This window comes from Arthrobacter agilis (assembly GCF_006494655.1).
GTDB classification, from domain to species: Bacteria; Actinomycetota; Actinomycetes; order Actinomycetales; family Micrococcaceae; genus Arthrobacter_D; species Arthrobacter_D agilis.
Genome location: NZ_VHIM01000001.1, coordinates 309,843 through 322,196, shown reverse-complemented (window position 1 = coordinate 322,196; position 12,354 = coordinate 309,843). Strand labels below are relative to the sequence as shown.

12 protein-coding genes are annotated in these 12,354 nt (G+C 69.8%); 6 read left to right on the top strand and 6 right to left on the bottom strand.

What is annotated here, in order from left to right; all coding sequences use genetic code 11:
* A complete protein-coding gene (locus tag FJV46_RS01400) occupies nt 1-1,350 on the bottom strand; it encodes a branched-chain amino acid ABC transporter permease (protein WP_087031925.1) in 1,350 nt (449 codons plus the stop codon).
* A gap of 295 nt (nt 1,351-1,645) precedes the next feature.
* On the opposite strand from FJV46_RS01400, the gene FJV46_RS01395 reads away from it, so the two are divergent.
* Nucleotides 1,646-2,524, top strand: coding sequence for a Bax inhibitor-1/YccA family protein (locus FJV46_RS01395; RefSeq protein WP_087031092.1), 879 nt, complete (start codon nt 1,646-1,648; stop codon nt 2,522-2,524).
* 135 nt (nt 2,525-2,659) lie between these two features.
* On the opposite strand, the gene galK is transcribed toward FJV46_RS01395, so the two are convergent.
* Genes galK through FJV46_RS01380 form a run of 3 tightly spaced genes read right to left on the bottom strand, consistent with a single transcriptional unit; the run spans nt 2,660 to nt 5,792 of the window.
* Nucleotides 2,660-3,817, bottom strand: coding sequence for a galactokinase (galK, locus tag FJV46_RS01390; RefSeq protein WP_087031089.1), 1,158 nt, complete (start codon nt 3,815-3,817; stop codon nt 2,660-2,662).
* The gene (gene galT / locus FJV46_RS01385) at nt 3,814-4,995 is read right to left on the bottom strand and encodes a galactose-1-phosphate uridylyltransferase (protein ID WP_087031086.1); all 1,182 of its coding nucleotides are present in this window, start codon (nt 4,993-4,995) and stop codon (nt 3,814-3,816) included. The genes galK and galT overlap by 4 nt, the downstream gene beginning before the upstream one ends.
* Nucleotides 4,992-5,792: a DeoR/GlpR family DNA-binding transcription regulator gene (locus tag FJV46_RS01380; RefSeq protein ID WP_087031083.1), complete on the bottom strand. Its 801-nt coding sequence runs from the start codon at nt 5,790-5,792 to the stop codon at nt 4,992-4,994. The genes galT and FJV46_RS01380 overlap by 4 nt, the downstream gene beginning before the upstream one ends.
* Before the next feature lie 149 nt (nt 5,793-5,941).
* Here FJV46_RS01380 and FJV46_RS01375 point away from each other — a divergent pair, with 149 nt between their 5' ends.
* The 4 genes from FJV46_RS01375 to FJV46_RS01360 all read left to right on the top strand — a co-directional run bounded on the left by FJV46_RS01375 (nt 5,942) and on the right by FJV46_RS01360 (nt 10,213).
* On the top strand, nt 5,942-6,886 hold the full coding sequence (locus FJV46_RS01375) for an aldose 1-epimerase family protein (protein WP_087031080.1): 945 nt from the start codon (nt 5,942-5,944) through the stop codon (nt 6,884-6,886).
* 34 nt (nt 6,887-6,920) lie between these two features.
* Nucleotides 6,921-8,249 carry an AI-2E family transporter gene (locus FJV46_RS01370; RefSeq protein ID WP_087031077.1) on the top strand — a complete coding sequence of 443 codons (1,329 nt, stop codon included), beginning with the start codon at nt 6,921-6,923 and terminating at the stop codon, nt 8,247-8,249.
* An 86-nt stretch (nt 8,250-8,335) separates the two neighbouring features.
* Entirely contained in the window at nt 8,336-9,595 is a 1,260-nt protein-coding gene (gene ilvA / locus FJV46_RS01365; protein ID WP_087031922.1) for a threonine ammonia-lyase, read from the top strand.
* 12 nt (nt 9,596-9,607) lie between these two features.
* The gene (locus FJV46_RS01360) at nt 9,608-10,213 is read left to right on the top strand and encodes a rhomboid family intramembrane serine protease (RefSeq protein ID WP_087031074.1); all 606 of its coding nucleotides are present in this window, start codon (nt 9,608-9,610) and stop codon (nt 10,211-10,213) included.
* Nucleotides 10,214-10,220: 7 nt separating this feature from the next.
* Here FJV46_RS01360 and greA read toward each other — a convergent pair whose 3' ends face one another.
* Together greA and FJV46_RS01350 are read right to left on the bottom strand one after the other, a co-directional pair.
* Nucleotides 10,221-10,712: a transcription elongation factor GreA gene (gene greA, locus FJV46_RS01355; RefSeq protein WP_087031071.1), complete on the bottom strand. Its 492-nt coding sequence runs from the start codon at nt 10,710-10,712 to the stop codon at nt 10,221-10,223.
* Between the two features lie 204 nt (nt 10,713-10,916).
* Nucleotides 10,917-11,345, bottom strand: coding sequence for a DUF4307 domain-containing protein (locus FJV46_RS01350; protein WP_232008595.1), 429 nt, complete (start codon nt 11,343-11,345; stop codon nt 10,917-10,919).
* Nucleotides 11,346-11,429: 84 nt separating this feature from the next.
* Between FJV46_RS01350 and mca the strand changes: the two genes are divergently transcribed.
* Nucleotides 11,430-12,353, top strand: coding sequence for a mycothiol conjugate amidase Mca (gene mca / locus FJV46_RS01345; protein ID WP_087031067.1), 924 nt, complete (start codon nt 11,430-11,432; stop codon nt 12,351-12,353).
* The last annotated feature ends 1 nt before the right edge of the window (nt 12,354 follow it).

Here is a 12,354-nt window from a genome sequence, read left to right as displayed (position 1 = left end):
CTAACCTATGCGCTCTCGGCGGCCGAGGATACCCTGCGGCCGGACCAGGAGAACGAGAATCAAGATCAGCAGAGCTCCGACGTACTTGAGGTCTGCCTCGAGCCAGATCGTGGAGATCTCCACGAAGAGTCCGACGATGATGGAGCCGACGAGGGCGCCGAAGACCGTGCCCAGTCCGCCGAGCGTGACGCCGGCGAAGATGAGCAGCAGGATCTGCTGGCCCATGTTGTAGGACACGCCCGGGCGGTAGTAGGCCCAGAGGATGCCGCCGAGTGCGGCCAGCATGCCGCCGATGACCCAGACGATCCGGATGACGCGGTCCACGTCGATGCCGGAGGCGGCGGCGAGAGCGGGATTGTCCGCGACGGCGCGCGTCGCCTTGCCGATCCGGGTGCGCAGCAGCAGGAACGCCACGATCAGGATGATCACGAGGCTCACGATCAGGGATGTGAGGTTGTTGCGCGAGATCGAGACCGACCCGAAGTCGATGATCTCGCTCTGCGAACCCGGCAGCTGCTGTGTGGCACCGCCGAAGAAGAACTGGATGATGTAGCGGAGCGCGAGCGCGAGGCCGATGCTCACGATCATCATGGGCACGAGACCCGTGCCCCGGCGCCGCAGCGGCTTCCAGAGCCCGGCATCCTGGACGTAGCCGAGGAGGCCGCCGCCGATCACGGCCAGCACGATCGCGACCGCGATGGGGAGTCCCATCCCGGCGAAGGCGAAGGCGAGGACCGCGCCCAGGGTCACCATCTCGCCGTGGGCGAAGTTGGTGAGGCCCGTGGTGCCGAAGATGAGGGACAGCCCGACGGCACTCAGGGCGAGGAGCAGGCCGAAGCTGAAGCCGGCCAGGGCCCGTTCCGCGAGGGTGTCGAGGAACGAGGTCTGCTGCGTCACGATGCCCTCGCCGAAGAGGAACAGCGTCGTGGCGCTCGACGTGTTGGCGAAGGTCACCTCCCGCGGATTCTGCTGGCCCTCGGCGAGTGCGATGCCCTCGGGCAGCGTGTCCTCGTCGATGGCGACCTCGTAGGTGCCCTGCTCCGGGACGCCGATACCCCAGGCGCCGTTGGCGCCCGACGTGGTTTCTCCCTCGAACCCGTTGCCGGTGGCCGTGACGGTCACGCCGGCGATCGGCCCGTCGACGCCGCGCAGGACGCCACCGATCCGATTGTCGAACTCCTGGGCCTGGACGGCGGTGGCGTTGTGCGCCTGGACCGTGGCGTGATTCGCCTGTGCGGGCGGCTGCGGGGACGCCTGCGCTGCAGGGCTGCCGAGCAGCACGATGCTCAGGAGGCCGAGGATCAGGAGCAACGACCTCCTGATCCATGCAGGCGTCGATAAGGTGATCAAGATGGGGACCTCCACGGTGGGGGCAGGCCCGGCGCCTCGCCGGGATCAACTGATGTGACGAGTGTCACGGGCGTGGGCCTTATGTTACTAGCGGCATGTTTCGGCTTTTCGCAAAAGCCTCGCGGGCAGGTAGCAATTCGATAACGAAAGTTTTACCAAGGCCCCTGTCTGTTGTGTTTCAGCCGTCCTGATGGGCGGCCGGCACCGGAGGACAGGGAACGATTCGGCGGCCTCTTCGTTCGAATTGGTAGGGTTGCACGAACAATCAGCCCCCTATTGGAGGAATGAACTCACCATGGCACTTGGCGGTAATCCGGTCTTCAACGGCAAGACCTTCCGTTCCGCTACCCGGGGAAACCAGTCCTCGGGACTCGGGACGGCGACCTATGCGGGGACGGGGGTCGCGAACCAGCAGCAGCTGGAGCACATGTACAACCAGCCGTCGGCCGGCCCGGCGCAGACGGGACGCATGACGTTCGACGACGTGATCGTCAAGACGCTGCTGTGCCTCGGGGTGGTCCTCGTGGGAGCCGCGATCCCCGCCTTCGTCCTGCCTGGCCTCGCCCTCCCGCTCATGGTGATCGGTGCCCTCGGTGGCTTCGTGCTCGGCCTCGTCAACGCCTTCCGGCGCGAGCCGTCGCCCGCGCTGATCCTCGCCTACGCGGCGCTCGAGGGACTCTTCGTCGGCGGCATCACGATGTACCTCGAGGCCCGGTTCCCCGGCATCGCGCTGCAGGCCGTCCTCGGCACGCTCGTGGTCTTCGGCGTCACGCTCGCCCTGTTCAAGAGCGGCAAGGTCCGCGCGACGCCCAAGGCGATGAAATTCTTCATGATCGCCATCATCAGCTACGCAGCCTTCTCCCTGGTGAACCTCGGGCTCATGCTGTTCGGTGCCACGGAGGGCATGTTCGGGCTTCGCAGCTCGGCCATCCCCGGCACCGAGGGCATGTTCGGATTCGAGAACGGCATTCCGTTCGGCCTCGTCATTGGACTGTTCGCGATCTGCCTCGCGGCCTTCTCCCTCATCATCGACTTCACGTCGATCAGCGAGGGCGTCCGCCAGGGCGCTCCGCAGAAATACTCCTGGACCGCGGCCTTCGGCCTCACCGTCACGCTCATCTGGCTGTACGTCGAGATCCTTCGCCTCCTCGCGATTCTCCGCGGCAGCGACTGATCCCGCCCCGCCGGCACGTCGCGCGCCGGCCTCTCCTCCTCCGGGGGGTGACCCAGAAGGACCCGCAACCAGCCGGTTGCGGGTCCTTCTGTCTGTCCTGGTTCCGGAACCACAACCGAGGCGGAGGAGGCGGCGTCAGGCGGTGCGTGCGGCCCCGGCGCCGGGCAGTACACCGAAGATCACGGGCGCCCGGAACCCGGCAGAGGCGAAGGCGCCCTCCACGGACGAGCGCACGGCCGCGGCGTCGTCCGCCCTGACCAGGGCGATCGCGGCTCCGCCGAAGCCACCGCCCGTCATCCGTGCGCCGATGGCCCCGGCGTCGAGCGCCGCGTCCACCGCGGTGTCGAGTTCCGCGCAGGAGATCTCGAAGTCGTCCCGCATCGAGGCGTGGCTGGCCACCAGCAGCGACCCGAGATCGGCCGGGCCGCCACTCGTCAGGACCCGGACGGCGTCCTCGACGCGGGCGTTCTCCGTGACGATGTGGCGGACGCGCCGGAAGGTCTCCTCGTCGAGGACTCCTGCGGCCTCGGCGAGGTCCTTGACCGAGAGATCGCGGAGCGCCGGGACGCCCATGAGTTCCGCCCCCAGTTCGCAGGAGCGCCGGCGTGCCGCGTAGCCGCCGGTGGAGTGCGCGTGGCTCACGCGGGTGTCGATCACCAGGAGCTCCAGCCCCGCCCCCTCGAGGTCCAGGGGCACCAGGCGGGAATCGCCGGACCGGCAGTCGAGGAAGACGGCGTGTCCCACCTCGCCCAGCAGGGAGGCCGACTGGTCCATGATGCCCGTCGGAGCGCCCACCATGCGGTTCTCGGCCAGCTGCCCGATCGTTGCGAGTTCACGGAGCGAGACGCCGAGTTCTCCGAGATCGTTGACCGCCGCCGCCACGGAGCACTCGAGCGCCGCGGAGGAGGAGAGGCCCGCGCCGACGGGTACCGACGAGTCCACCAGGAGATCCAGTCCCGGACAGCGGTGTCCGGCCTGCTCCATGGCCCAGAGCACACCGATCGGGTAGGCCGCCCAGCCCTGGACCCCGCCCTCCTCGAGGGTGTCCAGGTCCGCCGTCACGGGAGCCTCATCGGGCGCGAAGGTCGACGCCACGCGCACGAGGCGGTCCTGGCGCACGGCCGCCGCGACGGTGGTGGACTGGTTGATCGCGAACGGGAGGACGAAGCCGTCGTTGTAGTCGGTGTGCTCGCCGATCAGGTTGACGCGACCCGGAGCGGACCACAGGCCGTCCGGTTCGGTGCCGAAGCGCTCGGTGAAGGCCGCTGCGAGGTCGAGGGGCGTGGCGTTCATGCCTGGTCCTTCCGGGTGGTTGCTGAGGGGGCGTCGGGCGTCGTCGCGGCACCGGACGTACCGGCGGTACGGGCAGTACCGGCCGCGCGGAGAGCCTCGGCCACCTTTTCCGGCGTGGTGTCGTTGATGAAGGCACCCATTGCGGCTTCGGAGCCGGCGAGGAACTTCAACTTGTCGGCCGCGCGGCGGGGGGAGGTCACCTGGAGGTGGAGGTAGCTGGCCGGCCGCAGGACGTCGTCGAGCGGCGCCTGCTGCCAGGCGGCGATGTACGGCGTCGGCGTGGGGTAGAGGGCGTCGAACCGGCCGAGCAGGTCGAGGTACACCGTGGTGAGCTCGTCGCGCTCCTCGCCCGTCAGCGCGGCGATATCCGGGACCTGGCGGTGCGGGACGAGATGTACCTCCAGCGGCCAGCGGGCCGCGAACGGGACGAAGGCGCTGAAGTGCTCGCCCTCGATCACCATGCGGTCACCCGCGGACCGCTCGGCAGCCAGGGCATGGCCCATCAGTGTCCGGGTTCCGCCGGAGGCCTCGAAGAACTCGTGGGCACGCGCTGCGAGGGTCGCCGCGCGTGGCGGGATGAACGGGTAGGCGTAGATCTGGCCGTGGGGGTGGAGCAGGGTGACGCCGATGTCCGCGCCGCGGTTCTCGAAGCAGAACACCTGCTTGATGCCCGGCATGGCGGACAGCGCCTCGGTGCGGTGGGCCCAGGCGTCAATCACGGTACGCGCGCGCTCGGGAGGCAGGGAACCGAAGGACCCCTCGTGTGCGGAGTCGAAGGCGACCACCTCGCACCGGCCGAACGCCGTCGTCGTCGTGCCCCACTCCGGGGCGGAGGGCAACTCGCCGAGGTCCGGACCGAAGGAGGAGAAGCGGTTCTCGAACACCACCACCTCGTAGTCGGACGCGGGCACCTCGGAGAGGTTGGCCGGTGTCGTCGGGCACAGGGGGCACTGGTCCGCCGGAGGCAGGTGGGTGCGGGACTGCCGGTGCGCGGCGACGGCGATCCACTCGCCCGACAGCGCATCGTACCTCGCCGTGCCCGCGGGTCCTCGAGGGGGGAGCCCGCGGGCGTCCCGCACCGCCTCCGGATCGCGGTGCCGGGCTGCGCTCGCTTCGTCGGCGTCGAAGTAGATGAGCTCGCGCCCGTCGGACAGCAGGGTGGGGGTGATGAGGGTCATCGGCGTTCTTCCAGGTGGGGGTCGGGGTCGGGATCGCAGAGAATCCGGCTCAGCGCGGCGTAGTCCGCGCCGGGTGGCCGGTCGGTGACGAGGGCGGCAACGGCGTCGAGGGTCGTCACGCGGGCGAGGCTCACGACGCCGATCTTGAAGGTGTCCGCCAGCACCACGAGCTGACCGCACGTCCGGGCGAAGGCGCGGTTCGTGTCCGCTTCCGCGAGGTTCGGCGTGGTGATGCCGGCCGATGCGTCGACGCCGTGCGCCCCCATGAGGCAGAGGTCGGCCCGGAGCGACGTGATGGTCGCGGTGGCGAGGGGCCCCACCAGGGCCTTGGAGGGCGTCAGCTGGCCTCCGGACACCAGGACCTCCGGGGTGTCGTCGGAGGGCGAGGCGGCGTCCAGCCGGTGCAGTTCGTCAGCGAGGGGCAGGGAATTGGTGATGACGGTCAGCCCGGGGACACGGCGGAGCAGCGGTGCCAACGCGAACGTCGTGGTGCCGCCCGTAATGGAGACGGTCATGCCCGGGGCCAGCAGGGTCATGGCGGTCGCGGCGATGCGCTGCTTGGCGTCCGCCGCGCGGATCCGGTTGGCGTCGAAGCCCGCTTCGACGGAGCTGAGGCTGCCAGGGCGGACGGCGCCCCCGTGGACCCGCACGAGCGATCCGCGCACCTCCAGGGCATCGATGTCCCGGCGCACGGTCATCTCGGAGACCTCGAGCTCCGCGGCGAGGTCGCTGACGCGGACGGCAGGGCGGTCGGCCAGACGGTCGAGGATGGCCGCGTGCCGTTCGGCTGCGAGCATCGGGCGTCCTTCCCGGTCGGTCGTGGTGGGGTGTGGCAGGGACTACTCGAACTTGTTCTCACTGAATCAAACAAAACCTATCACGAGGCCCTCTGCCAAGGTATGCTTCCGCAGGAACCGGTGCGACCTCCGGCGGTAGCATCGAGCCCATGACATCGGAGACGCCGGGTGCTGCCGGCACCCCTGCCCCCCGCCGGCCCGCGAGCGGCATCAACCACACGCTCCGGGCAGGCGCCGCGACGGTCGTCGTCGCGAGTCTCGCCGCCGCCCTGCGCTCCTACGAGCACGACGGCGTGGGCCTCACCGAGACCTGGGGGGACGGCGACATCCCCGCGGGCGGCGCCGGAATGCTCCTCGCCCCGTGGCCCAATCGGGTGGCCGGCGGCCGATGGCTCCTGCACGGGAAGGAGCAGCAGCTCGACATCACGGAACCCTCCACCGGGAACGCGAGCCACGGTCTGCTGAGGAACACCGGGTACCGGGCCATCGAGGAGGCAGGCGACCGCGTGGTCCTCGAGGCCGAGGTCTTCCCGCAGCACGGCTATCCCTTCCACCTGCTGCACCGGGCCCGGTACCACCTGACGGAGCAGCAGCTGACCGTGACGCAGGAGGTCGTCAACGCCTCCACCGAACCAGCCCCCTTCGCCCTGGGCGCACATCCCTATCTCAAGATCTCGGACGTGCCCACGGAGGACCTCACCCTGACGGTCCTCGCCGACGCCATGTTCGAGACCGACGACCGCTCCATCCCGACGGACAGGGTGGCGGTCTCCGGCCAGCACGACCTGCGCCGCGGCCGACGGATCGGTGACATCCGGTTCGACACGGCCTTCACGGGGCTGCACGAGGTCGGCGGCCGCTACGAGCACGTCCTGTCCGCTCCGGACGGTCGTCGGGTGACGCTCTGGGCCGACTCCTCCTTCTCCTACGCCCACGTCTACGTGAACACGAACTATCCGGGCGTGCAGAAAGCCGTCGCCATCGAACCGATGACCGCTCCCGCGAACGCGCTGAACTCGGGCGAGGGCCTGCGCTGGCTCGAACCGGGTGCCTCGTTCTCGGCGGAATGGGGGATACTCCCGGGTCTCGGATAGCAGACGCCCCACCCTTCTATGGGAAGATTGGCCCATGCAGCGTCTCCCCGGAGCGAAACCTCGGCGCGCCCTCCAGCGTGCCGTGAGCAGGAGTGCCGCCGCCCTGTCGAGTCCGCTGCCCGAGCAACCCCGGGCCCCGCTGGCGAGGCCCCGGCCGCAGGATCGGGGGGACGTCCCCTTCGCCCTGCGTGTGGCCGCCTCGTGGTCCTGGCGCCTGGGGCTGGTGATCGTCGTCGGTGGTGCGCTCGTCTACCTGCTGAGCACGGTGTCGCTCCTCGTCATCCCCCTCATGATCGCGGGTCTGCTGGCCGCCCTGCTCATGCCCATCAAGGACGTCCTCCGACGTGGCATGCCCAACGGCCTCGCCGTCGCCGGGACGCTCCTCGGCTTCCTCGGCGTCGTCGCGGGCGCACTCATGCTCGTGGGGAGCCAGCTGGCCCTGGGCTTCACCAGCCTCTGGGGGCAGGCTCGGGCGGGTATCCAGCAGATGCTGGACTGGCTGGCCCAGGGGCCGCTGCAACTCACCACGTCGCAGATCGACCAGTACCTCCAGGACCTCGGTGACGCGGCGCAGAACAACAGCGCATCGATCCTGAGCGGAGCTCTCTCCTTCGGGAGCACGGCCGGGCACGTGGCCGCGGGGACCCTGCTGACCGTGTTCGCCCTCATCTTCTTCCTGCTCGACGGTGGCCGGATCTGGCGCTTCCTGGTCGGCCTCACTCCCGTGCGGGCGCGGGCGGCCGTGGACGGAGCCGGTCGCCGTGGCTGGACGTCCATGGCCAGCTACGTCCGCGTGCAGATGCTCGTCGCGGGGGTCGATGCCATCGGTATCGGCCTCGGCGCCTTCATCATCGGCGTGCCGCTGGCCCTGCCGCTCGGCGTCCTCGTGTTCCTCGGTTCCTTCATCCCCATCGTGGGTGCCCTCGCCACCGGTTCCGTCGCGGTGCTGCTCGCCCTGGTGGCGAACGGCTGGGTGAACGCCCTGATCATGCTCGCGATCGTGCTGCTGGTCCAGCAGGTCGAGGGACACATCCTGCAGCCGCTCATCATGGGCCCAGCCGTGGCGCTCCATCCGCTCGCCGTCGTCCTGGCCGTGGCCGGCGGCACACTCCTCGCGGGGATCCCCGGGGCTCTCTTCTCCGTCCCGATCCTCGCGGTGCTCAACACGTCCGTGCGCTACATCGCGCAGCGCGCCTGGGAGTACGATCCCGTCGTCGCGCGAGCAGGATGGCCGCGCGGGGGAGGGTCGGGCATTAGCGGGCCGGCGACGGCGGAGCAGGCAGCTCCGCCATCGCCGGCCAGCACCCCGGACACTCACGCCGCCTCCGCGGCGCCGACCCTCCAGGAAGAGATCTCCCCGTGACCGAGCAGACCGTAGTACCCGGCACCCGTCCGACCACCTCCACCACCCCCGCACCGTCCACAGACCTGGCGACGTCGGTCGCCGACATCGCCGACCTCGCCGATCAGGCGCTCCCGGTGACCCTCGCGGACGTCGAGGCCGCGCATCGCACGCTCGACGGCGTGATCGCGCGCACGCCGATCGAACAGTCACGAGCCCTCGGCCGCCTGACCGGCTCCGCCGTGTCGTTCAAGTGCGAGAATCTCCAGCGCGCGGGGTCCTTCAAGGTGCGGGGCGCGTACAACCGGATGGCGAAGCTGAGCGAGGCGGAGCGCGCCCGGGGGGTCGTCGCGGCCTCCGCCGGCAATCACGCGCAGGGCGTCGCCGTGGCAGCGGCCCGCCTCGGGATCTCCGCCCGCATCTACATGCCACTCGGCGTGGCACTGCCGAAGCTGGCCGCCACGCGGGGCCACGGCGCGGAGGTCATCCTCCACGGGCACAACGTCGACGAGGCGCTCGCCGAGGCCAAGCGCTACGCCGACAGTACCGGGGCGGTCTTCGTCCATCCGTTCGACAACGTGGACGTCGTGGCGGGGCAGGGGACACTCGGCCTCGAGATCCTCGAACAGGTGCCGGACGTCGACACCATCCTCATGGGAGTCGGCGGCGGCGGACTGCTGGCGGGAGTGGCCGTGGCGGTCAAGGCGAAGGCCAGGGAGCTGGGCCGCGAGATCCGGATCATCGGGGTCCAGGCCGAGAACGCCGCGGCGTACCCGCCGTCCCTCGCCGCCGATGCCCTGGTACCGCTGACCAAGGTGTCCACCATCGCGGACGGTATCGCCGTCGGACGGCCGGGTCAGCTGCCGTTCTCGATCATCCGCGAACTCGTCGACGACGTCGTCACGGTCAGCGAGGACTCCCTCGCGCGCGCACTCATCTTCCTCCTCGAGCGTTCCAAGATGGTCGTCGAGCCCGCGGGCGCGGTGGGCGTCGCGGCGCTGCTGGACGGCAAGCTGACGGAGAACGGCGCCGATCCCGGCAACACCGTGGTGGTGCTCTCCGGCGGCAACATCGACCCGATGCTGATGCTCAAGGTGATCCAGCGCGGACTCGCGGCGGCGGGTCGCTTCCTCGTGGTGCGGATGCTGCTCGACGACCGCCCCGGCTCACTGGCCACGATCTCCCGGATCATCGCCGAATCGGACGCGAACGTGACCGGCGTGGATCACACGCGGGTGGGCGGCTCGATCAGCATGGGCGATGTCGCCATCACCATCAACATGGAGACCAAGGGCGACGAGCACTGCGAACAGGTCCTCAGCAACCTGCGCGCCGAGGGCTTCCAGCCGGTGGTCATCCAGGGCTGACGGCCGTCCGTGATGAGTCCCCTTGCGCACCGGGCCCAGGCCGGTCTGATCACGGTCGTGGGACTCGTTGCCCTGATGTGGGCGGTGTTCCTCCTGAACGCGCTGCTCGGCAACACTCTGGTCGCGTCGCTGGGCATCGATCCCCGCCGCGTGGACGGGCTCGACGGCGTGGTCTTCGCGCCGCTCCTGCACAGCGGGGCGGAGCACCTGGTCAGCAACTCGCTGCCCCTCCTGGTGCTCGGCTTCGTGGCCTTCCTCGACGGCGCCCGGCGCTTCGCGGTGGCCCTCGGCGTCAGCTGGGCGGCGTCCGGCGTCGGGACGTGGCTCTTCGGCGGGGGGCTCACCATCGGGGCGTCGGGCGTGGTGTTCGGGCTGTTCACCTACCTGATTACCCGTGGGTTCTACAACCGCGACTGGCGTCAGATCCTCCTCGCCGTCGTGCTCTTCGCCGCCTACGGGTCCATCCTGTGGGGGGTCCTGCCCACGGTGGGCTCGAACATCTCGTGGCAGGCGCACCTGTTCGGGGCGCTCGGCGGCGTGCTGGCTGCCTTCCTGCTCAAACGCAGGCGGTCCGCCCCCGTGGGGACGGACCGCCGGAGATCGGGTCGGGACCTCTGATCGTGCGTCAGCCCGCGTAGGGCGTGGCCGAGATGATCTCGACGGTGATCTGCTTGCCGTTCGGGGCGGTGTAGCTGACGGTGTCGCCGGCCTTGGTGCCCTGGATGGCAGCTCCCAGCGGCGACTTCTCGCTGTACACGTCGATGTCGGTGTCACCTGCCACCTCGCGGCTTCCGAGCAGGAAGTTCTCGACGTCGCCGGCGATCTTCGCGGACACCATCATGCCGGGCTCGACGACGCCGTTGTCGGCGGGAGCCTCGCCCACGTGGGCGTCGTTGAGGAGCTGGGTCAGCTGGCGGATGCGGGCCTCGGCCTTGCCTTGCTCCTCCTTGGCGGCGTGGTAGCCCCCGTTCTCCTTGAGGTCACCCTCGGAACGGGCCTGCTCGATACGGGCGACGATCTCCGTGCGGCCGGGTCCTGACAGGTGCTCCAGTTCGCTCTTGAGGCGGTCGTAGGACTCCTGCGTGAGCCAGGCGGCGGATGCGCTGTTGGTGGACACGGGTATCTCCTTAGGTACTGCCTGCCCCTCGCGGGGTGTGGCTCATGGTCAGCTCGACGGCCTGATGGGCGGCATCACCACCGACAAGCAAACACCCCGCCTCGATGGACCGGATGACGATCCGCCGGTGAAGCGGGGCGATACGTATCAGACCATTCTAAAGGGGAGGGCAGGATTACCCAACCGGGCGTGGGCGGCGGAGGGTCAGTCCTCGACGATCCAGCAGGCGTTCACTCCGCCAGACACGGCGGGGGAGTCGGTCCGCACCTCCGTGCGGTGCGCCGTCGTACCACCGGCGTTCGCGCCGTCGTCGGCGGGGCCGATGGTCACGACGCGCCAGCCCACCACCGCGTAGTTCTCGCTGAGTGCCTGCACGGCACACTGGGCCGTGGCCGAGCGGTCCTTCGTCACCTCGAAGTCGACGCTCGTGCGACCGTCGGAGGCGATGGAGAAGCCGACGTCCTTGGACGAGACCGGAGGGCTCCCGGAGGTGACGGCCACGGCGGCGACGGCCGCGACAGCGACGGTGAGCGCCGCGATCACCAGCATCCGCGCGCGACCCAGGGGCTTCTTCGGCTTGGGGGAGCCGTAGCGATTGGCTACTCTGGGTGGTGGCGTGGAGGAGGAACTCACGCTCCCATTTTACCGCCCATCGGCGGCGTCCCATGTCTACCGCCCAGCAACCCCGGGCGCCCCCCGCAAAGCCAGGAGCACGTGTTGCCAACCCATGACCCAGCCCGCACGTCCCGCGAGGGTTTCCGCCTCCTCGCCGTGCACGCACACCCCGACGACGAATCCAGCAAGGGTGCGGCCATGATGGCGAGCTACGTCGCAGCGGGCGCCGAGGTCATGGTGGCCACCTGCACGGGCGGGGAGCGCGGCGACATCCTCAATGCGGCGATGAATGAGAACTCCCACGGCAAGCGCGACCTCCCGGGCCTGCGCAGGGTGGAGATGGCGAACGCCGTCGCCGAGCTCGGCGTGCAGCAGCGCTGGCTCGGGTTCACCGACTCGGGGCTGCCGGAGGGAGATCCGCTGCCCGACCTCCCGTTCGGGTGCTTCGCCCTGCAGCCCCTCGAGCGGGCGTCGGCTCCCCTCGTGAAGCTCGTGCGCGAGTTCCGCCCGCACGTGATCATCAGCTACGACGAGAACGGGGGCTACCCGCACCCCGACCACATCATGGCCCACCGCGTCGCCGTCGAGGCCTTCGAGGCCGCCGCCGATCCCGGCCGCTACCCCGGCACCGGAGAGGCGTGGAGCGTCGCGAAGCTCTACTACGACCGCGCCTTCAACCCCGAGCGCTTCCGCGCGCTGCACTTCGCGCTCGAGGAGGCCGGCCTGCAGTCCCCGTACGCCGAACGGCTCGCCCAGTGGCTGGAATCCGACGCGGAAGGCCACCAGCCTCCCGCGCCGGCGCATGCGACCACCACGCAGATCGATTGCGGCGACTACTTCGGCCAGCGAGAGAGGGCACTCCTGGCCCACCGGACACAGGTGGATCCGGAGGGATTCTTCTTCGCCGTGTCCGTGGAGATGCAGCAGAAGGTCTGGCCGTGGGAGGACTACTCGCTCATCTCCTCCCGCGTCGAGTCGAACGTACCCGAGGACGACTTCTTCGCCGGGATCACCGCGACCCGCTGAC